General features: G+C 58.1%; 34 protein-coding genes and 2 tRNA genes. 20 read left to right on the forward strand and 16 right to left on the reverse strand.

Going from position 1 to position 23586, the window contains the following annotated elements:
- The first annotated feature begins 21 nt into the window (after positions 1–21).
- From ACST81_RS13550 to ACST81_RS13590, 9 genes are all read left to right on the forward strand, one after another.
- Complete coding sequence (locus tag ACST81_RS13550) at positions 22–2997, forward strand: hypothetical protein (RefSeq protein WP_438748418.1); 2976 nt, start codon at positions 22–24, stop codon at positions 2995–2997.
- Between the two features lie 53 nt (positions 2998–3050).
- Entirely contained in the window at positions 3051–4997 is a 1947-nt protein-coding gene (locus ACST81_RS13555; RefSeq protein WP_438748420.1) for a hypothetical protein, read from the forward strand.
- On the forward strand, positions 4994–5467 hold the full coding sequence (locus ACST81_RS13560; protein ID WP_438748421.1) for a hypothetical protein: 474 nt from the start codon (positions 4994–4996) through the stop codon (positions 5465–5467). The genes ACST81_RS13555 and ACST81_RS13560 overlap by 4 nt, the downstream gene beginning before the upstream one ends.
- Positions 5468–5497: 30 nt before the next feature.
- On the forward strand, positions 5498–6331 hold the full coding sequence (locus ACST81_RS13565) for a glycoside hydrolase family 108 protein (protein WP_438748423.1): 834 nt from the start codon (positions 5498–5500) through the stop codon (positions 6329–6331).
- The gene (locus ACST81_RS13570; RefSeq protein WP_438748424.1) at positions 6331–6576 is read left to right on the forward strand and encodes a hypothetical protein; all 246 of its coding nucleotides are present in this window, start codon (positions 6331–6333) and stop codon (positions 6574–6576) included. The genes ACST81_RS13565 and ACST81_RS13570 overlap by 1 nt, the downstream gene beginning before the upstream one ends.
- Before the next feature lie 176 nt (positions 6577–6752).
- The gene (locus ACST81_RS13575) at positions 6753–7055 is read left to right on the forward strand and encodes a hypothetical protein (RefSeq protein ID WP_438748426.1); all 303 of its coding nucleotides are present in this window, start codon (positions 6753–6755) and stop codon (positions 7053–7055) included.
- Between the two features lie 11 nt (positions 7056–7066).
- Positions 7067–7330 carry a hypothetical protein gene (locus ACST81_RS13580; RefSeq protein ID WP_438748428.1) on the forward strand — a complete coding sequence of 88 codons (264 nt, stop codon included), beginning with the start codon at positions 7067–7069 and terminating at the stop codon, positions 7328–7330.
- Positions 7323–8882, forward strand: a complete 1560-nt coding sequence (locus tag ACST81_RS13585) for a polysaccharide deacetylase family protein (protein WP_438748429.1) — start codon at positions 7323–7325, stop codon at positions 8880–8882. The genes ACST81_RS13580 and ACST81_RS13585 overlap by 8 nt, the downstream gene beginning before the upstream one ends.
- An 87-nt stretch (positions 8883–8969) precedes the next feature.
- The gene (locus ACST81_RS13590) at positions 8970–9131 is read left to right on the forward strand and encodes a hypothetical protein (protein WP_438748430.1); all 162 of its coding nucleotides are present in this window, start codon (positions 8970–8972) and stop codon (positions 9129–9131) included.
- 185 nt (positions 9132–9316) lie between these two features.
- On the opposite strand, the gene ACST81_RS13595 is transcribed toward ACST81_RS13590, so the two are convergent.
- The 9 genes from ACST81_RS13595 to ACST81_RS13635 all read right to left on the reverse strand — a co-directional run bounded on the left by ACST81_RS13595 (position 9317) and on the right by ACST81_RS13635 (position 12710).
- Positions 9317–9508 (reverse strand): hypothetical protein, encoded by a 192-nt coding sequence (locus ACST81_RS13595; protein ID WP_438748431.1) that lies wholly within the window; start codon positions 9506–9508, stop codon positions 9317–9319.
- 195 nt (positions 9509–9703) lie between these two features.
- Positions 9704–9874 (reverse strand): hypothetical protein, encoded by a 171-nt coding sequence (locus ACST81_RS13600; RefSeq protein WP_438748434.1) that lies wholly within the window; start codon positions 9872–9874, stop codon positions 9704–9706.
- Between the two features lie 33 nt (positions 9875–9907).
- Positions 9908–10210 (reverse strand): DUF982 domain-containing protein, encoded by a 303-nt coding sequence (locus ACST81_RS13605; RefSeq protein ID WP_438748436.1) that lies wholly within the window; start codon positions 10208–10210, stop codon positions 9908–9910.
- Between the two features lie 372 nt (positions 10211–10582).
- The gene (locus ACST81_RS13610; RefSeq protein ID WP_438753793.1) at positions 10583–10708 is read right to left on the reverse strand and encodes a hypothetical protein; all 126 of its coding nucleotides are present in this window, start codon (positions 10706–10708) and stop codon (positions 10583–10585) included.
- A 143-nt stretch (positions 10709–10851) separates the two neighbouring features.
- Positions 10852–11052, reverse strand: coding sequence for a hypothetical protein (locus tag ACST81_RS13615; protein ID WP_438748438.1), 201 nt, complete (start codon positions 11050–11052; stop codon positions 10852–10854).
- Positions 11053–11099: 47 nt separating this feature from the next.
- Positions 11100–11381, reverse strand: a complete 282-nt coding sequence (locus ACST81_RS13620) for a hypothetical protein (RefSeq protein ID WP_438748441.1) — start codon at positions 11379–11381, stop codon at positions 11100–11102.
- A 47-nt stretch (positions 11382–11428) separates the two neighbouring features.
- Positions 11429–11662, reverse strand: coding sequence for a hypothetical protein (locus ACST81_RS13625; RefSeq protein ID WP_438748442.1), 234 nt, complete (start codon positions 11660–11662; stop codon positions 11429–11431).
- Between the two features lie 162 nt (positions 11663–11824).
- The gene (locus ACST81_RS13630) at positions 11825–12124 is read right to left on the reverse strand and encodes a hypothetical protein (protein WP_438748444.1); all 300 of its coding nucleotides are present in this window, start codon (positions 12122–12124) and stop codon (positions 11825–11827) included.
- Between the two features lie 130 nt (positions 12125–12254).
- On the reverse strand, positions 12255–12710 hold the full coding sequence (locus ACST81_RS13635; protein ID WP_438748445.1) for a hypothetical protein: 456 nt from the start codon (positions 12708–12710) through the stop codon (positions 12255–12257).
- Here ACST81_RS13635 and ACST81_RS13640 point away from each other — a divergent pair.
- Entirely contained in the window at positions 12709–13008 is a 300-nt protein-coding gene (locus ACST81_RS13640) for an XRE family transcriptional regulator (RefSeq protein ID WP_438748448.1), read from the forward strand. The genes ACST81_RS13635 and ACST81_RS13640 overlap by 2 nt on opposite strands.
- A gap of 31 nt (positions 13009–13039) precedes the next feature.
- On the opposite strand, the gene ACST81_RS13645 is transcribed toward ACST81_RS13640, so the two are convergent.
- The 3 genes from ACST81_RS13645 to ACST81_RS13655 all read right to left on the reverse strand — a co-directional run bounded on the left by ACST81_RS13645 (position 13040) and on the right by ACST81_RS13655 (position 14948).
- Positions 13040–13288, reverse strand: coding sequence for a helix-turn-helix transcriptional regulator (locus tag ACST81_RS13645; RefSeq protein WP_438748450.1), 249 nt, complete (start codon positions 13286–13288; stop codon positions 13040–13042).
- Positions 13273–14382, reverse strand: a complete 1110-nt coding sequence (locus ACST81_RS13650) for a tyrosine-type recombinase/integrase (RefSeq protein WP_438748452.1) — start codon at positions 14380–14382, stop codon at positions 13273–13275. The genes ACST81_RS13645 and ACST81_RS13650 overlap by 16 nt, the downstream gene beginning before the upstream one ends.
- A gap of 377 nt (positions 14383–14759) precedes the next feature.
- Complete coding sequence (locus ACST81_RS13655) at positions 14760–14948, reverse strand: transcriptional regulator (protein WP_438748454.1); 189 nt, start codon at positions 14946–14948, stop codon at positions 14760–14762.
- A 192-nt stretch (positions 14949–15140) separates the two neighbouring features.
- Between ACST81_RS13655 and ACST81_RS13660 the strand changes: the two genes are divergently transcribed.
- The 5 genes from ACST81_RS13660 to ACST81_RS13680 all read left to right on the forward strand — a co-directional run bounded on the left by ACST81_RS13660 (position 15141) and on the right by ACST81_RS13680 (position 16903).
- Positions 15141–15395 carry a hypothetical protein gene (locus ACST81_RS13660; protein WP_438748456.1) on the forward strand — a complete coding sequence of 85 codons (255 nt, stop codon included), beginning with the start codon at positions 15141–15143 and terminating at the stop codon, positions 15393–15395.
- Positions 15392–15601 (forward strand): hypothetical protein, encoded by a 210-nt coding sequence (locus tag ACST81_RS13665; protein ID WP_438748458.1) that lies wholly within the window; start codon positions 15392–15394, stop codon positions 15599–15601. Before ACST81_RS13660 ends, ACST81_RS13665 begins: the two co-directional genes overlap by 4 nt.
- Positions 15598–15819: a hypothetical protein gene (locus ACST81_RS13670; RefSeq protein WP_438748460.1), complete on the forward strand. Its 222-nt coding sequence runs from the start codon at positions 15598–15600 to the stop codon at positions 15817–15819. Before ACST81_RS13665 ends, ACST81_RS13670 begins: the two co-directional genes overlap by 4 nt.
- Complete coding sequence (locus ACST81_RS13675; protein WP_438748462.1) at positions 15816–16097, forward strand: hypothetical protein; 282 nt, start codon at positions 15816–15818, stop codon at positions 16095–16097. The genes ACST81_RS13670 and ACST81_RS13675 overlap by 4 nt, the downstream gene beginning before the upstream one ends.
- Positions 16098–16600: 503 nt before the next feature.
- Positions 16601–16903 carry a DUF982 domain-containing protein gene (locus ACST81_RS13680; RefSeq protein ID WP_438748463.1) on the forward strand — a complete coding sequence of 101 codons (303 nt, stop codon included), beginning with the start codon at positions 16601–16603 and terminating at the stop codon, positions 16901–16903.
- Between the two features lie 320 nt (positions 16904–17223).
- Here the strand turns inward: ACST81_RS13680 and ACST81_RS13685 are convergent.
- Positions 17224–17298, reverse strand: a tRNA-Asn gene (locus tag ACST81_RS13685).
- Between the two features lie 219 nt (positions 17299–17517).
- On the opposite strand from ACST81_RS13685, the gene ACST81_RS13690 reads away from it, so the two are divergent.
- Complete coding sequence (locus ACST81_RS13690; RefSeq protein ID WP_438748465.1) at positions 17518–17790, forward strand: hypothetical protein; 273 nt, start codon at positions 17518–17520, stop codon at positions 17788–17790.
- Positions 17791–17865: 75 nt separating this feature from the next.
- On the opposite strand, the gene ACST81_RS13695 is transcribed toward ACST81_RS13690, so the two are convergent.
- Positions 17866–18213: a hypothetical protein gene (locus ACST81_RS13695; RefSeq protein WP_438748467.1), complete on the reverse strand. Its 348-nt coding sequence runs from the start codon at positions 18211–18213 to the stop codon at positions 17866–17868.
- 252 nt (positions 18214–18465) lie between these two features.
- Between ACST81_RS13695 and lexA the strand changes: the two genes are divergently transcribed.
- Together lexA and ACST81_RS13705 are read left to right on the forward strand one after the other, a co-directional pair.
- Positions 18466–19179 carry a transcriptional repressor LexA gene (lexA, locus tag ACST81_RS13700; protein ID WP_325463187.1) on the forward strand — a complete coding sequence of 238 codons (714 nt, stop codon included), beginning with the start codon at positions 18466–18468 and terminating at the stop codon, positions 19177–19179.
- Between the two features lie 276 nt (positions 19180–19455).
- Positions 19456–19529 (forward strand) — tRNA-Cys (locus ACST81_RS13705).
- Between the two features lie 266 nt (positions 19530–19795).
- Here ACST81_RS13705 and ACST81_RS13710 read toward each other — a convergent pair.
- Positions 19796–20014: a hypothetical protein gene (locus ACST81_RS13710; RefSeq protein ID WP_438748469.1), complete on the reverse strand. Its 219-nt coding sequence runs from the start codon at positions 20012–20014 to the stop codon at positions 19796–19798.
- A 509-nt stretch (positions 20015–20523) separates the two neighbouring features.
- On the opposite strand from ACST81_RS13710, the gene ACST81_RS13715 reads away from it, so the two are divergent.
- Positions 20524–20706 (forward strand): hypothetical protein, encoded by a 183-nt coding sequence (locus tag ACST81_RS13715; protein ID WP_438748471.1) that lies wholly within the window; start codon positions 20524–20526, stop codon positions 20704–20706.
- 474 nt (positions 20707–21180) lie between these two features.
- On the forward strand, positions 21181–21912 hold the full coding sequence (locus ACST81_RS13720; protein WP_438748473.1) for a glycerophosphodiester phosphodiesterase family protein: 732 nt from the start codon (positions 21181–21183) through the stop codon (positions 21910–21912).
- Positions 21913–21938: 26 nt separating this feature from the next.
- Here the strand turns inward: ACST81_RS13720 and ACST81_RS13725 are convergent, their stop codons facing one another.
- A complete protein-coding gene (locus ACST81_RS13725; RefSeq protein WP_438748476.1) occupies positions 21939–23549 on the reverse strand; it encodes a CDP-glycerol glycerophosphotransferase family protein in 1611 nt (536 codons plus the stop codon).
- Positions 23550–23586: the final 37 nt, after the last annotated feature.

The following is a 23586-nucleotide window of genomic DNA, read 5'->3' on the forward strand; positions in this document are numbered from 1 at the left end:
TTTTCATTGGAGAGCCGCACCATGGTAACTGCACGCCAAGTCTGGGAGGACGGCCCTACACTCAATCCAGCGCAGCCTGACAAGGAGGAAATCCGGGTCTGGGGCACCGGTATCGAGTCCGCTACGGCTGCGCTCATCAACGGCATCACGCCGCAAGCCATCAAGGCCGATCGCGCGTCACTGCTCGCTGTCGCTGGAGACTACGAGGAGGGCGACATCGGATGGGTGCTGCTGGATTCCATCGAGAGCCGCCGGGGCGTCTATGAACTCGTCTCCGGCGCATTTGTAAAGCAAAGCGACCTGCCGGCGGATGTGGCCGCCGCTCACGCAGACGACGCAGCAGCAGCGGCCGAGGATGCCATCGAAGCGAAAGAGAGTGCCGAAGCGTCCGAGGCATCTGCAGCGTCGTCGAAGGCTGCCGCTCTCGCATCCGCCGATCAGGCCGATGCGTCGGCTGACTCCGCGCAGGCATCGGCGGAAGACGCGCTTGCCGCCGCGCAGGCCTCTGGGAACGTAGCATTCTATGACAGCAAGTCGGATGCAGACGCCGCAGTATCAGGCCTTCCCAATCTCCAGATCGTTGAAGTCATCGAGGACGAGACGCGCGGAGATGCCCGGACGCGCTACCGCAAGGAAAGCGGCTCCCTCGTTTTCAAGGTCGTGGTGCAGGGTTTCGGCGCCACCGTGCCGATTTCGTATTTCGGCAGCAACGATTTTGAAGATGGGCTTGACAGCCTGTTTGCATCCAGCCGCCATCAGGCCTCCTTCCCGCCCGGCACAATGCCGGAATACGCAAAAGAACTGGACGATGGCGATCATTTTGTGCTCGACCTCAACGTCTACAGCAAGCTGCTGCTGGCTGGCAGCGCACCGGTCCTGAATTTCTACGCGCTGCCTAAATGGGTCAGCGACGTTGATACGATCACGCGCTCCGATGCGGTCAATCTTGCCGAGGCCGGAAACACGGCGAGCAACAACAGCACCGACGTCATTAATCTCCCGGCCAGTCAGACCGTCAAGCGTGGCGATCTCGTCAAGATCGTCAGCGACGACGATATCGACGGCGGCAAGCACAACTCCGGCAGCCTGCGCGTGCGCAAGGGCGAGATCGCCGTCGTCGGGCTGGATAGCTCGGGATCGTCGATCACGCTGACCGCCAAACTCAAGGATACATACACGACCAATGTGCGGGTCTTTGCGCTCAAGGATGCCCGCGTCGATATCATCAACGGGCGCGGCGATTTTGACGACGCTCTCACCCAGCTCAACGCTGCGCCGATCATCAAGCTGGAGGGCCTGACGCACTGCCACCTGTCCGGCCTGACCACGCCGCGCTCGCTGGCGGTCGGTGTGCAACTGGTCGGATGTTATGGCGCGCGCATCAGCGGGCTTGAAGGCGCCAACCATCACAACGATCCCGGCAATAATAATTTTGGCTATGGCGTTGATCTGGTCGGCTGTGAGGCCACCGTGATCACCAACATCACCGGTAGCAACCTGCGCCATCTGGTGACGACCGATAGTTACGTCATCGCGGCCAACCAGACGGGCCGTAATCTGCATCGGTACGGCAAGACACGCGGCCTTGCGGTCAATGGCGGCGCGGCGATCGGATGCTCGAACGCCGGTTTTGACACGCACGACGAGGCTGACGGTGTCGTTTTTTCCGGTATCACTGTCTTGAATGGCTACGCTGGCGCCAACTCTGGAGGCTCCGGCGTGCAGTTGCGTGGCAAGAATGTCCGCGCTGAAGGCGTGGTCATCGATGGTTGCCAGACGGGCGTGGCGCTTCGCACGATCGAAGGTGGCTTTTTCCAAGGCGTCGTGCGGGGCGCGAGGAAATACCCGATATCCTTCGGTCCTGGCGACAGTTCAACCTTGCAGAATTGCGAAGCGGTGATCTCCGACAGTTTGCTAGAGGTTGTGGACTGCCTGACACCAAACGTCATCAGCACCGCATGTGCGTCTGGAAAGACCGCCAAGCTGACTATTCAGAGCTCCACTATCAAGGTCTCGGGCGACGGCTCGCAGATCGGTCAAATCTTCGAGATTTCCGACGACGGGACTGAACTCTACCTCAACAATCTGGTTTTTGATCTGCGGGCTGCTACCGGGCTGTCAAACCTGTACATCTTCGGCGTCGCCACCGACAGCATGAAAATCCGCGGGAACATCACAATCCTGGGCGGATCGGCAGTCTTGGCTAATCTGCTGAAAGTCATTGGCGCATCCGTTCGCACCGCTGATATAGAACTCGATGTCACGGTCATCGGCACCAATAGCTTTAATCAGGGCTCATCCGCGTTCCCCTTTGGCGCTTCACCGACCGTCTTTACAAACACGAAGGTCAAGGGTGAAATCCGCTACGGAAGCTCTGTCCGGCGATCGCGCTACACGACGCAATCGCCGGACGCCGGCGGCGCGATCGTCATCGGCGGGCATCTCGACGATAATCTGATAATCGCTCTGACACCAACCGCCGACTGCATCGGCTTTAGCGGTGCTCTAACGATTGACAAGACCAATGTGCGGGCGGGACAGCGCATCACGCTATTCAACAACACGGATTTCGTCGTGCAGATCACGGGCCATGCCTACATGACTTTGGGTCCGCGCGCGTCCGTGACCTACCTCGTGACCGATGCGGCCACTCCGCTGCTCTTTTTGGTATCCAAGAGCGGGCAGCAGGGCGTCATCATTCAAGTGGCAAACTACATCTGCGGCTCCCGCGACAACGGCGCCCAGATTGCTTTGAGTAGTTCGGCCACCGACCAGACCGTGACGCTACCGGCCGGCACCACGGTCGATATTGAGATCGACTTCTACCAGGCGGGAACGGGGTACTTTACCTTCGCCGCAGCGTCTGGCGCAACGATCCGCTCCGGCGGTGGAATGCTCAAGACCGGCGGTCAATACACTCGCTGTCGGGCGAAATGCATCGGCAATGTCGATGGATCGTCCGCCGAATGGCTACTGACGGGGACGCTTGCGGCGTAAGCGTCCCGCCATCAGACGGCGCCACTCACCTTCCAAAATCAACGGGGAATCCTGTGGGCGATATTCGAACAAAATTCAATGAAGTCTACGCCGACGGGCCAGCCTTCGCCCCGACGCAGCCGGATAAGCAACTGATCCGGGACATTGGCGGGCTGATTGAGGACTCTATCACAACGGGCCAACTGAGCATCGTCACCGCGCAAAAGCTTGTCCAAAAAAAGCTCTGCGTCATCGACATGGGCTTCAATGATGGCACGACGAACACGGAAATCTTCACAGGTGCCGCAGGCACTGCGCAAGGGATGACGATCGCGCGTGTCGAGGGCGTGAAAAAGTTCTTCCTCCGTCAACGCATTTCCGGATCAGGCGTGACCGAGGTGCAGAGGATTGTTCAGGCCGACTATTCAGATTCCGGGGCCACGGTGGTCCCGACGATCTGGTCGGAAGAACTGAATATTGGTCACCAGATCATGTCGCCGTTTGTCGATGATGGCGACCTCTATTTTATCGTCAACTTGCCAAGTGATCCGTCCTATCCCGGCATCGACTACGGCAAAGGATATTCCAAGGTCAAATGGCAGGGGGCTCTCACCAGTCAGGATGATGTCGAGGGGAACCGTGTCTTTGGCTACCAGGGGAGCGGGCATCCCTACGCTGACATGTACAGTGTCAACGCGGCCATCGGTGCGGACGGCGACACGATGGCCTTTCTCGCGATCGACACCAAAGACGGCGACATCAACGAAACCGCACAGTATCTGATGATTTTCAGCCGCGCCGAGTTGGAGGCAAACGGACTGAACTCCGCCCCCTACAACGGCCCGCTTCCGATTGTTCCGCCGTCGGGGCCGGGGCTGTTTTATCGCCAAGGACTAAGCCTGTCGCCCAACGGCGGGCATGTTGCTGTATTGCGCGGGTACTCCGATGCGTATGGCCGGCATTGCGTCCAGATTTTCGACCGCTTCGCCAACCACGTTCGAGATGTCTACTTTGAGGATGTGCGGTCGGATTACACCCGCGCCGAACTCGGGAACCACCCAACGTTGGGTTTCCCATCACAGATGGAGCCGGAGGGTACGTTCTGGGATGACGACGGGATTTCGGTGCTGATCCAAGAGTCATGGCGGCAGTTTGGCGCGGTGGTAACATGGCGCGGCTACAATTACACGACGCGAAAGACCGATGGCGGCGGCGCTAATCTGGGCAATGAGCCGAGTGATGCCGACTGGTGGCAGTTGACCGACAAAGCGGCTACGGACGGCGAATGGGATGCGACAACGGATTACGGCGGCCCCGGCAACTACACCCGCCGCCGCAAGGTGATCTATCGTATCCAAGTGCCGAGCGGGCAAGCCGGCGAGAAGTCGTTGGAGACCGGTATTGCGCAAAAGATGCCGGGCGCCTCAGTCAACACCGGCCACAATGCGCGCGATGTGTCGTTCGGCAAAGGCACGGTCTTCCAGATTTCGGCGTGGATCGCGAATACTGGTCGCGGCCTTTGGCTCAACGCGGTCGCCTTTGCGGACAATGTCTGGAGGATTTACGACACCCGAAACGGCGCCGACAACAGCAAATATTCTGAGGTCACCGGAAGCTTTATCGGCACTGACGAGATCATGGAGCTTCGGCCTCGCATCAATCTCGACAACGGCTCTGGCATCAATCTCTACGGAAATGCTCACGTCGGTGGCGTCCCTGGTGGCGGACGCGCTTACGGCGATGGCTTGGTGCGAATCCAGTGGGATCGAAACGGCCAGACACTGTTGTCGTCCGATGCGGCCTATACGCCTCTCAGCATTGATCGCGGCGACCTCGGAAAGTTCGAGGAATGGCGCGTGGCTGGCTCTGCTGTCGGCGGGCGCTGGATTGGCAACGGCTCGCCTGAAGGCTCTGTCACGGCTCCGGTCGGGTCAGAATATGTGCGCCTTGATGGCGGCGCTGGCACGACCCGCTATTCCAAAGAAACTGGCACAGGCAATACAGGGTGGATCGCGAAATGACCATGAGCACAGTTTGGCGCGATGCCGATGGCCACCTGATCAATGTCGGCGAGTGGGATTACGGCCAGCAGGTCGTGGACTGGTCGGACCCGGAAGTGCCGAAGTTGGTTTTCGACGACAACGGACCCGTCATGACCAACCCGCTACCGGCAGGCGCAGTGCGCGACATTGTTGAGATCGTCGCCACCCCTACCGGGCGGCTTGTGATCAAGGGCGACTATCAGGCGTATCCGGTTTTGAGCGCAAGGCAGCTTCGGCTGGGCCTGCTGCAGGGCGGTATTTCCTTGTCGGCCGTACAAGTGGCAATCGATGGGATTTCCGACGAATCCGCCCGCGAGATTGCAAACGTTGAGTGGGAATATGCGACAGAGTTCGCCAGGGGGCACCATCTGATCGCCGATGTTTCAGGCGCCCTCGGCCTAACAGATGATCAGGTTGACGACCTTTGGTTCGGCGCCTCCGCGCTTTAGCGCCACCCATCAATAAAAAAGGAATCCATTATGGCTCGGGAAACCCTTCCCGTCGCCCTTGACCTTATGTTTGGTCATGAGGGCGGCTATTCCAATGCCAAGACGGACAGTGGCGGCCCGACCAAGTACGGGATCACGCACAAGACGCTGGCGGCAAGTCGAGGCGTAAAGTCTGTTACGGCTGCCGAGGTCAAGGCGCTGACGCTGGCCGAGGCTACCAAGATTTACCAGCGGTCATATTGGGGCCAGTCTGGCGGCGATGTGTTGCCGGCAGGTCTCGATTATGCGGCGTTCGATTTTGGCGTTAACTCCGGTCCAACGCGGGCCGCGAAGGCGCTGCAGACTGTGCTTGCCGCTGCCGGCGTTTATGCGGGCAAGATCGACGGACACATCGGCGAGCAGACACTTGCGGGCGTGACCGGCTATCCCGGCGGCGTGCGAATGCTGATCATTGCCTATTGCGATGCCCGCATGGCTTATCTGCGCGGGCTAGGCGGTGCGCAGGGCTTTCGGGCCAACGGGCGCGGCTGGACGATCCGGGTCACCGGCAAGGATCCACTGAAGAAGTGGAAAGACCAGCCGGGTGTCGTCGGCAATGCCCTTCGACTGACGCGCAGCAAGGGGCCCGCGCCAGTGAAGGTCGATGCACCCGCAGAAGCCAATGCGCAGGCAGACACCAAGAACACGAGCCTGCCGGAAATCCTCAAGAAGCCGGAAGCGTGGGGTCCGCTTGGCGGGCTACTGTCGGCCGGCGGCGCGATTGCCGCTGGTAGCGGGCCGTTGCAGTGGGCGCTCGCAGCCGCGCTTGTGGCGGGCGTTGCGGTGGGTGTGTGGTACTTCGTGCGCCGGGTGAGGGAGGGGTGATGCTTACGGCAATATGGGCCCGCTTGTCGGGTTACCTCGCGGCGGCCGGCGCTGTCCTGACCGTTCTTGTCGGCGTGTTTTTTTACGGTCGCGCCGACGGTCGAGAAGACGCCCAGCGCGCCATCGAAAAGGCCAACGCCGCCGCACGAACTCAAGCGAAAGACATCGAAAATGAAATCAACGGTCTTGATGATCGTGGCGTTGGCGATGGTCTCGCTAAGTGGCTGCGTGACGACAAGCGGTAATTATTGCGACGTGGCGCGGGCAATCCGGCCTTCCGTTGCGGATGGATTAACAGCGGAGACGGCCCGGCAGATTCTCGCTGAAAACTCTAAGCTACAAAAGCTGTGCGGGGTGCATCCATGAAACATTGGGTGAAATGGCACCTCTTTAGTTTCGCCATCGGAATCGGGGCGCTCGTATGACCGGCGCCGAGATTATGGCCGTGGTCGGCTTCTTTCTCACCCTGTCCGGCGCGGGCTGGGCCGTCTGGTGGCGCGTCGAAGGCAAGATCACCCAGGCGTCAGCCAAGGGCGAGAAGGCTATCGAAGACCTCGCCGCCCACAAACTCCACGCGGCCGAAACCTTTGCCACCAAGGCCGGGATGCAAGAGCAGACCGCGCAACTGCTCCGCGCCATCGAAGGCGTCGGCGGGCGCATCGACGGCGTCCACGAGCGCCTCGACCGCATGTTTGAGCGCCCCTCCGCGCGGCGCACTACCTAAAGGACTCCACCATGGCTACAGAACTTCTTGCGACCGCCTCCACGGCGGCGAACTCGGCTGACATCGTCGTGGCGGCCGGTACTCCCGTCATCGTCATGATGAAGGATCAGACCGGCGCTGACGCGCGCATCCGAATCCTGCTCAAGGATGAGGACGGCGCCTATTTCGATATCGGCGAACTGACGCCCGCCCGCCCGGCTCTGGGCTTGAGCATTGCCGGCACCTATCGCCTGACGCGCGTGGCTGGCCATACCTGCGGGGCGTTTAGTGGTTAGGCCGGTTTTTGAGCCGCTATTCCAGCCGGTGTTGACGGCGGACATCACCTCCCTACGGGCGGGCGCGGGGAGCGTAGCCAAACTCCTCGAAAGCTTTGGCACGATCGGCCAATGGACGGTCGGCGGGGCAGGGGCGGCGCAGGCGGCCGACGCATGGAATATCGACGGCAACCCATCGGTCAAGCTGACTACCGGGACGGCCGCCAGTGGCAATGCGACGACGACCAAGACGACCGCCGCGCTCGACGTGCATAACGGCGGCGTGATGGTCCTCGCGGTCAACCTGCCGGACGTTAACGCCCGCAATCAGGGCGTGACGCTCTATCTCTCGTCGGCCAATTTTTCCGGATCGAAGTGGATCAACTCGACCTCGACCATTCACCCCGGCGGATTTAGCAAGGGCGTCAACCTCGTCCCGATCAACCTTGCGGACATGGCCGTCTCTGGCGGCGAGTCGCTGGCAAATCTGATGACGACAATCCGGGCACGCATTGACTCGGATTCCGGCGACGGCGTTGCAATGTTCGACGGGCTCGTGCTCGGCGCCAAGGATCGTCCGCGCATCGTGCTGGGTTTCGATGACGGCTTTGTCTCGCAATATGCGACCGCATATCCCTACATGGCCAGCAAGGGCATGGTCGGGACGATCTACGCCGTCCAGGACCTGAACGGCACGGCGAACTATATGACGCTTGCCAACGCGCAGGAGATGTATGCCGCCGGCTGGGACATTGCCAATCACACCAAGGCGCATCTGGGTTTTGCCAGTAAGGTTCCGGCTGGCATCTGCGCTTCGCAGACCCCAACCGCCGGGGCGCTGACGATCAACGGCTCGCTGGCGGCCGGCGGCTCCGTCACTCTCGATGCGCCGCGTCACATCACCATCACGGCCAATGGCGCAAACGAGTACACCAAACGTTTTACGATCACCGGCGAGCTTGCTGGACAGGTAGTCTCCGAGACGATTGGTGGTCCGCCAAACGGGTCAACCTACAACACCGATCAGCTTTTTGACAAAGTTACGGGCGTTTCGATCAGCGCCAACGCGTCGGGCGCGATCACGGTTGGGACGGCCGTAACTACGGCGGAGGCGCAGGCCGCAATCGAGAGTGTGACGAGCTGGCTGGTCAGCAACGGGATGCCTCGGGCAGCGCTCCATTTTGCGTATCCACGCGGCGAGAACACGCCGTCATCCGACACGGCGATTGCAAACGCCGGCATCCTGACGGCGCGCACCACGGCCAATGCGCCAGAAGTGACCTATTTCGGGCATATCCGCCCGACGCGGCTGCCTGGCCGGCCCGTCCGGGCACTCGCCGTCATGAAAGCCTATGTCGACACGGCAATCGCAACCGGCACGACCTGTCATCTGTTTTTTCACAAGATCGTCGCGGTGGTGGTGGACAGTGGCCTCGACTGCCTAGAGCAAGACTTTAAAGACATCATCGACTATATCGCGACCAAGCGAGACGCGGGCCTCATCGACGTGCAGACGATCACGCAATGGTACGACGCGGTGCAGGCGGGGCGGCATAACTATCCGCAGGTCTGACCCACGTCCGCACGGCGTTTGACTATTTTTAAGCGTCATCTTGCACAACTCCACATTGCTGTCATAGTGACAACCTGGAGGATACCGATGACCAAGGAAGAAGATCAATATCCTCGATTTTCCGAGGACCACAAGCGGTTCGGTGCGGAGCGCGAATATTCGCCGTCGCTCAGGATCAAGGCATTAATCTTCGCGATCGCGATCTGCTTGGCGTTCTGGTCATTCGTGGCCGGGTTGATCTGGGGTTGACCTCGCGCCTCAACCGCCTACCTGATCCCAAGCAGTGTCGATCCGGATTGCGCTGGTGTAACGTCTAGCGATGACAACGATTCGACATCAATTCCCCGGCGCTGAGATCGTGCTTGCCCGAGTAAAAACCGAGATGCGTCGCGGGACGGAGCCCAGGGACGCGCTCGACGTGATCCGGAAGATGATCAAGAACCAGATGCTTGTTGATACCCCGCTCGCGCCAGTTCACGTTCCTCCTGTGCCAATATCTTCCCGAGATCGGACGCTTCTCGCTCCACCATCGAAACTAGATATGTAAGTACGGCATATCGCTCTTCAGCCGGCAGAGACTGCTTGAGTGCCATAATAAGCATTTTTACTTCTTTGAGCTTAAGCATTTTTGGTTCCCCCCCTAAAATACAAGGGGATCAACATGCATCTTAATCTTCGTTAAAAACATCATAAATTTTTAGGGGTTTTCAACTCAAGCGGGCCATGCAACGCTTGTGCAACGCCAGCACTCACTACCAAGTCACGCTTCGCCGCAACCTTCTGGTCGCGGCGTTTTTTTTATTGCTTTCTGATCGTCGGGGCTACTTGGCAGCGTTCCTTTCTGCCTTCAGCCGAAGCTGGCGAAGCGCTTCAGTTTTTCGTTTCTGCGCCGCCATTCTTTCGGTTTCGGCGTCAGTACTTGCTGATTTCGATTGTTCAAAGTTTCCACGCGGAGACGCACCGCGCGGACGCCGAGAAGATTTCTCGGTCATGTTGCGATCCTTCTTTCGTATTTAGATTTACGGCTATGCGGTCATGCGGCCCGATGAGCTGGATCCGGAGCGCTGCCAAGCAGGGGCAACAGCCTCAACAGGCAAACCAGCCTCCAGGCACGCGGCCACGAAAGCCTCACGTGCGATCGCAACGGGCGTTCGCCTCGCAAGGGCGGCACGGCATTTCTCGCAAGCACGCCGATAGCGCTCACCATGTCGGAGCGGCCATTCGTTCTCGAGAAAATCGAGGGTGTCGTTCAAGCTCTCGAACGTGCGCGTGAGGCCATTCGGGAACGCCACTTTAAGCGGCACGGAAAAATACAGGTCGGCAATCATTGCATTCCTCCTTTTCACGATTTTGGGATGTTTCTGATATCGGTGCGGCTCGACCGGTTTCAAGGTGGATTGGCGAAAATTCACCCGGAAATTTTGCAGGCGGCGTAACCCCGCTCCCAACCACCGAAAATGCCCCGGTCTGTCGGTCAGCAGCAGACCGGGGCAAACGTCAAAAAATATCGTCTTAAAAGCAGTGGCCTTGAATATGCGATACCGTTGAACAACCCAGCTTTATCACGCTTACGCTGGCGCTCCTAATGCTGCCGCCAACCCACCACCCCATAATCATAGGCCGTAGCCACACCTAGCCCCCTTGCCCGAAACGGCGAGGGGGCTTTTTTTGTGTTTTGAGGTGGGTGGTCGGGGAGATGGTCAGTTCTCTTCGACAGAAACCCCGCCTTCACCGATTTTGATCTCAACGCCGGCAGGCTTTGTTTCTTCACGATAGGTGTAGACGCCGAAGCCGATCACGATAACGATCAGCGCACCGACGATCATGTATAGCCCGTTCCGATTGCTCATTACTAACCTCTGGTTGGGGGAGCCATCCAGATAGAGGGCCACACCAGACAAGGCAATGAGTATTCAACGGGCTTATCTGTGCGTTCGTTGATTTCCACCGCATCACAGCGCGTCTCATTTCAATGGATAGTCACGTCGGACGAGGCGAGGTGTTCTTCGTTCAAAAGCTCCGACAAAAGCTTAGCTTCTGTCAGTTTCAGGCTGTCGAAAACAACGTTGTTGATGACCAACGAATCTCCAGTGGAAATATCGTAGACTGTCCAATAACCATTTTTATTTTCGCGGATGGAGTATTGCGGAGGGGAGTGGTCGATGATCATTTTTCTTATCCTCGAATATCTTGGGAGCCGATTTAGATTGTAGTACATCATGGCCCTAAGTTGCGACCATCGACGAAGCCTTCCACCAGCTGGTCTGCGCTTTCCGGTCCACCATATTCAGCCGGGTCGTCATCCGGATCTGGGTCGTGCTCATAGGCGAGCGATTGGTTTCGGATCACTTCAGCGAGCGCCTTGAACGCCTCGCGCTTGTTCCAGCCGGCGGCGCCGATTCGGTCCATCAGGTCGAGGACCGGAAAGTCCAGAGCCTCTTGTAGTTCGAAGTTGTAAGCATGATGATCGATAGGGTATTTCGGCGCGGGGATGTCCATGGCGCTTCTCCTTCGCCCTAGAACAGCGCAGCGCTGAGAATGTTCCGCTAGGCTGGGTCGCCGATTGTCGTCCAGGTCAGTGACCAACGTTCGTCATCTCGATGGCAATGGGTGTAGCTTCCGCTTTGGGCCGCGACAACTCGCTCGGTGAGTAGGTGCGGATTTGGAAGGCCTGGCAGTTCCAGAATGGCAAGCACTTTTTCCAAGCCTGCGATCGTCGTCACCTTCAGGATGTCCTGGCGACCATGATATCTAAGCGTCCATGCGTAGTGCGCGGCCATGGTCGTTATCCCAATAATCGATTGGCAAGTGTTCCTTGCACCAAGAACTGGATTGGCCCCGGCGAAGTTCCTTGCCGAATGCTCCCCACTTGGCGCAGCCGGGATGGACGCACCAGCGCTCATAGATTGGCGCCGCGGGGAAGGTGTCTGTCCTTTCGTCGCTCATGGTTTGCCCTCCGGCAGGTCGTTGTGTGCCATCAGCTGACTGTAATATTCTTCGACCTTGCGGGATGCCTCTCGCGCGGTAGGCTCGTATCCCTGGTGAGGCGTTAGTCTTTGCCGCACTCGCCCGCCGTGGCCGCTCCACTGCCAGAAGCCTCTCTTTGGCCCCTGCGGTTCATACCGTATGCGGCCGACCGGCCTCTCTCCATCCCATCCCTGAAAATCCGTCTGCCAGCTGTCCTTGTCGCCTTCATCAGGCCAGGTGACGCGCCATTTGTAGCGGGGTTGGTATTCGGTCATGGGTACGCTGTCCCAGTGCATAACCCTGTGGACAATCTCTGTATGTTCTGTTGAAAAAGGTCCGCTCCACATCGAGCATGTTCTAATTATGTTCTGGTGGCTCAGAGAGTCAAGGCGTATAGCCGAAACGCTAATCCTCAGTGATCTCGTAGACTGATGCTTCGTCGCTCGCATCCCGCAAGCCTTTAAAGGATGCGTGCCGCAGCTTTCCATCTCCGGTCCATGCACGGAACTCGATTTCCGCGATAAGCTCAGGCCGGGCATAGACGACATTCCTACCCTTAATGCGGACAGGCGGTTTCTTTTCCGCTATCTCGTCTAGCTGCTGCTTCAGCGCACGCGCGACACTGTCCTTCCAACCAATCCCCACAGATCCGACATAGACGAGATCATCGCCCTTGCGCGCGGCCAAGAGAAGGCTGGCGCGATGTGGCAACGGCCTATCGATGGCGCCCCCATGCCAGCGCAACTGTCCCCATCCCATGTGAGGGCACTTCAAGAAGGCGCTTGAACTCCTGGTCAGATGGTGGTTGATTTCCCGTAAACATCGCGTCGCGGTCCACCATGAAATAAAAAGGCCAATCATGATCACAGGCTCCCAATGCCGTGCGGCCAGAGCACTCGTCGAAGTATCTCGAGCCAAACTGGCCCTTCGTTCGGAAGTCGATGAATCCGTCATCGAGATATTCGAGCGCCTGATCGATAGCCCGGAACCTGACGTAATAGCCGCGCTCGAGAAGGCGTTACAAGATCTTGGCGCCGTATTCATCGAGGAGAATGGCGGTGGCATCGGCGTTCGGCTCAAGTTCACCAGTTCCGATGCGAAGCAGATCGCCCGCCTGGAGGGAGAAGGCGGCCTCGTCGCCAGTGATAGGGTTCCCTGAACCCGAACGCTACTTGGTGAGGCGAGGGAGGTTATTTCCTGTCACGGCTTCGCCTCGCTGCGATCTTTTCTTCAATCCAATCCATGACCTCAGTTTTCACAAAGGCGACGCGGCGGTCGCCAAGATCGACAGCATCCGGGAAGCGACCGCTCGCCCTATACTTATTGACCATCGTTCTCGACATACTGGTCATCATCGCCACTTGATTCATCGATATCAGAATTGACACGTCGCCTATGGGCTTCAGCGCCCTTTTATGTCGAGTCATTTCTTCCCCCATTTCACGTGCATTCCGGTTGAGGCGAGGGGATCGCTCCACCAATCCAGTTCCCTCCAAACCTGCGGGACCGGCAAGGTGTTGATAGCCTCGATCAGCGAAGCCTGCGGCACCTTCGTGTAATTGCGGCTCATGTCGTCCACGGCGTGCCCAAGAATTTGATCCTTGATGTGCGGGTGCACGCCATTGATGACGAGCTGCGTCGAGACAGTGTGCCGGGCTGTATATGGGCTGATGTCCGCGATAGGATTCCCGGCTTTCGCCAGTCGCTCTCGGGTTCCCCGTATCGAGCCCTTCAATTGGCCGCCTCGGTTCTCGAACAACTGGTAGGGCAGACCACGATAGTTCTGGAATAGCTGCGGGTATTTGCTCTTCCGCCTGATGAGAGACGTAAACAGCGGCACCAGCAGGTCGTGCATGGGAACTCCGCGGGGCTCGCCTGTCTTGGTATGGTTCAGCGCTATCCACCGTCGTTCAATATCGACGTCGCTCGCCTCGAGGGTAAAGAGTTCGATCGGCCTCATGCCGCTATAGAAAAGCGCGGTCATCACCATAGCGGGTGCGGGTGACATATTGCGCACGAAGATGGCTGCCATTTCATATTCAACCGGCGTGTCACCGCTACGCGTCTTTACCCTTTGGACGACAGTGCCCTTGGCCTTTCGCGGCCGTTTCCATTTGCGGAAGTCGGCCCATTCGTTGTGGACCGCGTGGTTCCACACAGCAATGAACGGCGTGTAGCACTGTCGGTTGAGCGTTTCCGGCGCTGTGCCAGGGTACAAATTCCGTGCAGCGGCATCCAGGTCATGCTGCTTGATCTTCCGAAGTAGCCGGGATCCAAACACGTCGGTGAGCTTTGACAGAAAACGAGTCGATCCACCGCTCTCAAGGTACGCCGTAGCGGCTTGCTCAAAGGTCGCATTTATCTTCTTGCCGAAGATACTTTCGTCGAGAAGTTCGCGCTCCCGCAGGATGCGGATGGTGTCCGCGGCATCTCTATTATCCGTTTTCGTGGATTCGTACGCGTGGATGCCTCGGACGCTTCCGCGTATCCAAATGTGTGGGCTGTCTTTGCGTTCGACAAGCTTCAAAGCCATAGTTCACCTTTCCAAAAGAATGCGGTCTTGCCATCGGCAGGGGTGCCGATCACGATCGTGGTGTCTCGTGGTGGTGTTTTGGGGGTGGTGGTTCCGTGCTGCGAACCATACAGAATCCGTACGGGAGCGCAAGGAGAATTTAGGTTAGATATTTTCTCTAAGATGCTGGTTCTATTATATATTTACAAATCTGTATCGTATTTACAAATTTGTCAACGTTTCGCCGATCATCTGGCGCTCGATGGCTTACTCCTCGGAGCCTTGTGACCTAACTGCAGCGCGCAGCCTTTCCAGAGCGGAGTTGATCTCGGCAACATCTGCTGGAATCGGCTCGGAAGGGCGCCTGAGAAAAAGAAGACTCAATATTTTCAGCATGGTCAGTCTTCCCGCAGTCGGACGCCGCCGGGGATAAATTCAATGCCGGCCGCTTCGAGGGCGGCTTGTAGTGCATCGACAGTGCGCTCTTTTAACTCCACACCAGCCTCAAACCGCGACACGGTGCCCGGCGCGACTTTAGCGAGCTTGGCGAGATCGCGCACGCCGAGGTCCAGCGCAACGCGTGCCATTTTACTCTGCATGGGGGTCATTTTCGATACACTGCTTCAAATTTGTGTTGACGTACCGAAAATGCTTCGGTATTGATACAGCGTACTCAAATTGAAGCACATATACAAGGACGCACGAAAATGCGAACGAGACCCCATGCCCTGCAGACGGAAAGAATTGCTTTGCCACGCAGACTGGTCCCGAGAAGACCGATGGATTACGCGCAGGATCCGCGTTTCGCGTATCTTGAATGGCTCCGCATAGAAGCCCGCCTCCTGCAGATCGAACTGGGTTACGGCCCGAACGGCGAATCGACGCCCCTTAACACGTTCACCCACGGCTATCACTTTCCGGAAGGCATGAACTGGCGCGACGCTCCGCAGCCATCTACACGGGCCGAACAGGTCTTGCGCGCCGTGGGTGTCAACGTGCCGACCGGACTGCTGGTGCCGGAGGACGTGAGATGAACCCCGACATCGAACGCGTCGTCATCACCGCATCACTTCTCACCAAATTCGCGAAATTCACGGAGCCGCAGAAAGTCCTCGGGCGGCAAGTCATAAAGTGCCGTTCCTGCGCCAGACAACGCGCCTGCAGCGCGGGCTCTGCCTTCCTGCGTGATCTGCAAACCCTGCCGACGTGCCCTCTCTTTGCAATGGAGGACGCGGCATGAACGTCCACGCCAGACCCCAGCGCCAAGCCATAAAATCCGAAGAGGCCATCCAGCGCGAGGCCGGTATTGTTGATTTCCTCATGACTTGCAGCCGCGAAGACTATGCTTCTGGCCTGCTCATCTTTGCCACAATGCCAGCGATGCCCTGCGCCTATTCTGCTGATGACCTGCGCGCGGATATCAAAGCGCTCCAATCAGGTTTGGAGGACGCGGCATGAACGTCCACGCAAAATTCCAACCGAATCCGAACGGCAAGCCTTTAGAAATTCACCATATCAGCGTTGTGGTTCCGCAACAGGAACGCGAGGTGCATATCGACGATGTGTCGCTCGACGCGTCGACGCTCTGGCATCTTCTCGACAACCTCGAAAATCGCATGGGTGATGAAGACGGGCAGGAAGAATCTGCGCTGCTGGTTCGGCTGGCCGTGCAGTTGGCTCGGCAACTCGACCTCGACCTTCGCGCGTTCTCCGGTGCGCTACCGCCTAGCAACTAGTTTCCATCTGCCGTTCCCGCATGTCCGGCAGGTTTCCCCTTCGCACTCCTCTATGGCGAAGGGGCTTTTACAAGGCGGCCTCACCACCCGCAGAGCGCGATTGTCACCAACGCCTACGGGCGCCCGCAAGGGAGCAATCGCTGGCCGTCATCCTGAGAGGGGTGGCGGCTCTTATCTTGCTGAAGTCCGCGCGTGAGCACGTCCCCACTGGCGCCTACTGAGAAGTCACGTCTTGAAAAATGACTGCCTTTCGTTCCACGTCCTGCCTATCATGGTCGATGGCTAACAGACTGAGTGCACAAGCAACGAGGCCACCAATGAATATCCAGCCGTACGGCATTTCATATTCCTTTCGGTGTGGTTGTCGGCACGATCACACACCTGAATGGTTACGGGCAGCCTAAGCTTTTTGGTTAATGAGAAGCCAATGGTCGAGGCTCTTGAAATCCGCTATTTTCGCTCCGATATCGATTGCGCCAGATTGATATTGGAAGGAGGTTGCCATGCTGGCTGATATGTATTTCCACGTTCCATTGACCGTTAGCTTTCCCAGCGGACTGAAGCGCACGTTTGAGAGCCTTAACGACACAATCGACTTTCTCGAGCACGAGTGGCCACTCCGGCGCGGAGAGCGTTACCAACGAGCCTGCAAGAAATGTCGTGCTGCGCTCCTAAAGCAGACACCGGTCGCCGTTGCGCGCGAAGCTTTCGTGGCTGCCTGTCTCGAGGCCGGCTTCGCCGTGCAGGCCCTGCCGCCGTCCTGGCACCGTACTGGGCCTTCGTCACGTCCCCGTATGAGAGTTTGAATTGGAAGATCAACGCCGCCGGCCAGCCGACGGCGGCCTTTTGTTGTCTTGGCGACGATGTTCCGAATCACGTCGTCAACTGATCCGGTGGCTGCCGGGTCTGTGGGATGTGTAAAATCGTTCGAGCTGGCGTTTGATTCCCGACCATGACTGCAGAAGACGAATCGGGCAGGGGACCGACGCCGGTCTCCAAAATGAAGCGCTAAACGCCGAAACCTTATAATCCGAGGTCGGATAGGGAAATAAAGTGGGGAGAAAAAGAGGGGAAATAAGTGCCCGTTCTCAAAAACACAATGAAAACAGGCACTTATTTCAAAATCTGGCTCCCCGGGCCGGATTCGAACCGGCGACCTGTCGATTAACAGTCGAATGCTCTACCGCTGAGCTACCAGGGATCATCTGCGCCGCTGTGTGCTGCAGAAGTGAGGCTGCTAATACAAATGCTTTTTCGATTTGCCAAGCTATTTTTCAAAAAAAGTGCACAATCTTGTCTGACTGTGGAGAACTCCCCATGTGGGGGAGGCAACGCGATCCCGATTGCCGGCGAACACATGCCGCGATTTCAGCGTTGTCAACGATGCCGCGACGCGGGATCGAGCCAACAGGTGGAGTTCATGGCAGGACGGCAGAAAAAATTTGGCATCGACCCGCAGACGCATGAATTGATTCTGGGAACATGGCGCTTGCGCCTGCCGCAGTCGCGCGGGGTTCGCATCGCGCTCGGCAGCATACTCATTATCGGTGGCTGCCTTGGCTTTCTGCCTGTGCTCGGCTTCTGGATGGTGCCGCTGGGTTTCATCGTCCTCTCGCATGATCTTGCCTTCGTGCGCCGCCAGCGGCGACGGCTATCGGTTTGGTGGGCTCGCAGGCGCCAAACCTCAACCTGAACGAATGCACTATTTGTCCACGTCAAACGCCCCGCCTGATCGGGCAGGGCGGGGCTGCAAAGCACGTGCCAACGTTTATCGATCCGTACCAGTCTGCGGCGTCGGATCCTTGTCGGTCGGCGCAGTCTGCATCTGCTCACCATTCGTCGGCGTGTTGTCCACGGTACCCTGGTTGGCGGGCGCTGCCTGATCCTCGGCAGGGGCAACCTGCTGCGTCTGGGTCGCCCCGTCATTGTCGGTCGCTTCACCAAACATCTCCACCCCGGCCCAGGCGATGGCAGCCAAAAGCAGACCGCCGATCAACACCATCAACACCGGACGCCCAAGAAGACCCTGCCGCGCCTCGATACCGGTTACCCGGACCGTCCGGTTGGTATCCTTCGTCGAGACGCGATCGCCGCGTTCGTCCACATAGCCTGCCATGTCTGCCTCCTGTGTGCGGGCGATGCGCACCGCCCATTGTCGCTAGGATGTTCCTGCAACGGTCGCGACACGGCAAAAGTTCCCAAAAAGAAGCCCAAGACTGGTGAGTCTCGCGCGCAACAGCCCGCCGGCTTCATCGCCCGCGCCGAATATTGTTGGAAACATTCAAATATTTTGAGGGGGCTTGCGGAACACATATGGAACATATAGTGTTCGTTCTTGCTTTGTTTCTCGACTTTGGAGTGATCGTTCATGCTGACTCGCAAGCAACAGGAATTGCTTCTGTTCATTCACGAAAGAATGAAGGAATCCGGCGTGCCTCCATCCTTTGATGAAATGAAGGATGCTCTGGATCTCGCCTCGAAATCCGGCATCCACCGACTGATCACGGCGCTTGAGGAACGGGGCTTCATCCGCCGCCTGCCCAATCGCGCACGCGCACTGGAGGTCATCAAGCTGCCGGAAGCCTATTCGCCAAGCCTCCAGCCCAAGCGCGGCTTTTCGCCCAGTGTTATCCAGGGCAGCCTCGGCGCCTCCGCCGAAAAGCCGGCGCCTGCCAAACCTGTCGCGGCCAACAGCGATAGCGTGACGGTCCCGGTCATGGGGCGGATCGCCGCCGGCGTGCCGATCTCCGCCATCCAGAACAACACGCACGATATTTCCGTACCGATGGAAATGGTCGGGGTGGGGGATCATTACGCGCTGGAGGTCCGAGGCGATTCGATGATCGAGGCCGGCATCCTCGACGGGGACACGGTCATCATCCGCAACACCAATACCGCCAGCCCCGGCGAAATCATCGTGGCGCTCGTCGATGACGAGGAGGCGACCCTGAAGCGCTTCCGGCGCAAGGGCGCTTCCATCGCACTCGAAGCCGCCAATCCGGCCTACGAGACCCGGATATTCGGTCCCGACCGGGTGAAGATCCAGGGCAAGTTGGTGGGCCTCATTCGCCGCTATCACTGATCAGGGCAAGCTTCGACGCATTTCGGTTCACTCGCTTCAAGCAGCCGCGACGTCGGTTGGACGGTCTGGCAGGAGGTCAGGTGCACTGAGCCTTATGGGAAATGATTTGCGCGGGTTTGTGTACGACGGCTTTCGTGGTGGAGAGGCTTCTGTGGAGAATGTTCGGAAAACATCATGTCGGAAAATGAACGCGGCCGTTTTTTCGGAATTATTCTCTTGCGGTTTGTCTAGGATCATTCTAAACCGCCGCCACGGTTCGATTATTCGAGCTTGAGAGGCCTCGTGGCGGAGTGGTGACGCAGAGGACTGCAAATCCTTGTACCCCGGTTCAATTCCGGGCGAGGCCTCCAAAATTTTCCACGTAAATATAATCGGTCGGTCGTATTTACCGATTGTTTATTCTGAGCAATCGTTTCAGGTGTTCTGAAACGATGCGTCACGTGCGGCTCCACCAATTTTGACGCCATCTTCGTGGCTACGGCCGTTCTCATGACCGCAAAACGTTTCTCCAATTCCGACCGGAGTCGAAGATTGAGACATACGTTTCCATTGCCCGCCCCAAGGCGGGGTAGTCAAAGGATGAAACGATCCGATGGTCTGAGCGGACCGTATCAGCTCAATGATAATAGAAGCAGGCGCAGTCGGCCTGGCTGTCGTCCGGCGCGCTCCAGACGCGAACGGCGAGCTTCTTGGCAGTGCCGGTTTCATCCAGCCTCAGGCCGAGCAGGGATGTAGCGGCAAGCTTCGGATTGACGGCATCGATCTCGACAATGGTGCCGACCTGATGGACGCCAAGTTTCGGGGTCCAGGTAAAAAACTGCACGCTGTAATGCATTGCGTTCTCCTTTACCGCGCTTTTTTGGGGGAACTCGAACATCACAAACCGCACAGCCGACGCGACTAACCAGCGGCGAGGGCGCCGCGCAGGCGATGGGGTGGGTTCGATGACCAGCATACCATGAATTTTCTGGTTCGCTAATCCGTTTCATCAGCGATGAATCGGGACGAACGGGGGGCACTGCAGTTGAATATTGAGGTTGACGCAGGCCAGGGCACCGACGCTTCCCACCGTCATCGCGATCGTCGAGCCGATGGCCCGCCAAGGGATTGTCCGGATCGGAGTGGAGGGGATTGCGTTCCGATATCCGGCTGCAATGCCGATCGTTTAACTGTTTAAATCCGTATTCGGTTGTCTTCCGCAGGACGCAGAGCGGCTCTCAAGAGGAAACTGCCCTCACATTTTCCGTGGTCAGTATCAACGACGATAAAGTGATGCGGAATGACCAACTGTTACACGACTGTCATGTCGCTGACATAGGGTCGATTTGTACAAGGAGACAATCGATGCTGGTCAAAGCTGTAAACACTGATACCGCCCTTTTGGACGAGAAGAACGCGAAGCTCTTCGCTGCCGCGCGCAACCTCGCCAGGCACCCCTATCTCGTGCGCGAGGGCGATGTCACCGATGCGGAACTCTCGGGCGTCCTGAACGGTCTTCTCGATCTGTTCGGCGCCAAGATCGCCTAGAGCATCGTTCCCTTAATACGCCCCATTCTGTTGGCTCAAAACGGCCGATCCACAAGAAGGATGGCGCAGAGCGATGCGACATCCATCGGTCCAGCCATCCGCCGCAGTGGGCGGCCGTTTTCAGCCAACCCGAAGGGCTGGATGAATTTTGGCCACTACCGGCGGTGGCCGTCTCAACCGCAGCTTCTGCTGCGCTTTTCGCCGGCCGCCTTGGTTCTGGCCAAAATTCCTTCCAGCAGAATGGGTCGTATTAAGGGAATGATGCTCTAATCTGCCGTCCCGTATGCTTTGCAAGGAGATGGTAACCGTTTCATCTCTTTGGCGACTGTCCGGTTTTTCCTGAACTGCTGTTTTAACTGGCTTGCGCTGTGGCGACTCTTGGTCGTTCGAGCAATGCGGAGTGCGCTTGCCCGAGATACCGCGAACACTATATGCCGTTCTCGTGACAACGCGCATATCTCGAAAGATCCAGTCATGGTGAGAATTATCGGGCACAGGGGCGCGGCCAAACTCTGGCCGGAAAATACGCTTGCCGGTTTCGAGAGGGCGCTCCAACTGCCGCTTGATGGGATCGAATTCGATGTGCATCGAACAGCCGATGGCGAGCTCGTCGTCATCCATGACGGTCGAATCGACCGGACGACCAACGGATCCGGCCTTGTCTGCGACATGACGCTCGCCGAGATCAGGGCGGCGGGAATCAAGGACGCCGCTGGCCAGACGGTTCCGATGCTACGCGAGGTGCTGGATCTCTGTCGTGGCGGCGATCAGGAACTGCAGGTGGAAATCAAGACCGACGCCTATGGACGCACCTATCCGGGGCTTGCCGGTGAAATCGCCGATATGTTGCGGGAGTTCGGCATGGTGGATCGCAGTCGGCTGACCAGTTTCGTTCCGAATGTGCTCACGGAAGCCTACAGGGTTTTTCCGAGCATCCGCTACCTTGCCTCGATCAACCAGGCCAGCGCGCAACAGATGGGCGGACTCGAGGCGGCAATCAAACGTTTTGCCGCTATCCCCACCTGCGCCATGGCCATTCACAAGGACCTGCTGTCTTTTGCGCTCGATAAATGCATCGAACTCGTCGGTGGCGACAGGATCGGTGCCTGGGTGCCGAATACGCCGGACGAATTGGCTTACTGGATGCGACAGCCGATCCTGCAGGTGACCACCGACCGGCCGGATGTGGCCCTGCGCTATCGATAGGCGTCTTTCCGACCGCGCCGTACCGATCACGAAGCAAGCTTCTGGACTTCGAATGTGGTGGCATCGCCGCTGTAACGTCCCTCAATGATGTCGATTGACACGCGGGTGAACAGCTCGGCGGGCGCGTGGTCGAGATCGCCGAAAGCATGGGATCGCGTTGCCATTCGCTTTTCCCGCATCGGATCAGCGCCTGCGGCGAGTTTGACGAGTTCAAGCGTATTTTCTCCGGCCTCGTCGAGCAGGTAGCCGCCAAGCACGCTCGGATAGGCCTGCAACTCCGCGTCATCGTATTTCGAGGGATTGGTGACGAGATAGGGCTTTCCGGAATAGAGGAAATCGATGATGACGCTGGAAATATCGGAAATCAGGATATCGGCCATGTTGTAGAGGTCAATCGGGTCGGTGGCGTCCTGATGGAGCTCGCCAAGACTGCCATTGCTTCTCTGGCGCGACAGGACACGGCGGATATCACCGAGATATCGCGACGAGGCGGGATCCTTGTAGGACATCGGGTGCGGCTTGAACATGACGCGCACCGGAATATCGCCCGACATCACCTTGTCGATGATCCCGGCGGCGTGTTTCAGCGAGGAGAATTTCGCATCCTCGTGATAGCCGATCCAGGTCGGCAGATAGGCGACCGTGATCATGTCGCTTGGTTTGTCCGTCCGTGCCGGTGTGATGCGGGCAACCTGGGGGCGTCCGACGATGGCGAATTTCTCTGCCGGGATGATCACATTGTTGCGCGCATATCGGTCGATTGCCATCCGGCCGGCAACGAAGAGCTTGGAAAACACCTTCGACACCGCGCTGAAGCTCGGCGGCTTGTCGCTGTCGCCGTGGAGAAGCTGGATATGCTGGAGATCCGGTCTGCCGTTGATCAGCGCAAAATTTCCGGCGGCGTTGTTGGCGTAGAACACCGTCGTGACGGATGATGGCAGGACGAGTTTCAACTGCGGCGCCGATGACAGGATGACCGGCGTGCTGGTCAGGGCGGCAAGACCGAAGAGATGCTTGCGCTCGCGCACGATGATGAAGAAGGGAATGCCGAGCGCCTCAAGATACGGCAGCCACATCAGCACATGCGATGGCGTGTTGAGATCGAGGGCGGAAAAGTGAAAAGCGAAGCGCGGCTGGCGCAGATTGTTCGCCACCCGGGCAAAATTGAAATCGGCGACCGCCGCCTCCTTTGCATGCGCATCGAGGATCAACAGACGTGAAATATTGCTGATCGCAAACGCCAGATAGAGGGCAATCGACAGGAGCAGACCGACGGACGCGGCCGTGACCTGCAACAGGCTCAGGATGAGCGAGCCGAGAAACGAAACCGCAACAGCAATGACGAGCGCCTTGTCCATCAGCGTCAGCCCGATGCTCGCCTGGTTGTCCGCAATGCGCTCCGATCCGGCCAGAGAGTTTCGCGCGACTTCACGATAGGCGAACGTCAAGTACGTGGTCGCGACGGGCAGGGAGGCCAGGCAGACCGCCGCCAATGCATAGATAAAACGCACTTCTTGCGTCAGAGGCAGGAATGGCAAGGCCAGCAGCAGCATGACGAGCAGAGCAAGCGCGCCAGCCATCGACTTACGAACCGGCTCTTGACGGATCAGCAACAAAATATCGAAGTTCACTTTCACCTGAACTTACCTCCTAATCAAATAGGCTCTTGCGATG

It is taken from the genome of Pararhizobium sp. O133 (genome assembly GCF_051669845.1).
Lineage (GTDB): Bacteria > Pseudomonadota > Alphaproteobacteria > Rhizobiales > Rhizobiaceae > Pararhizobium.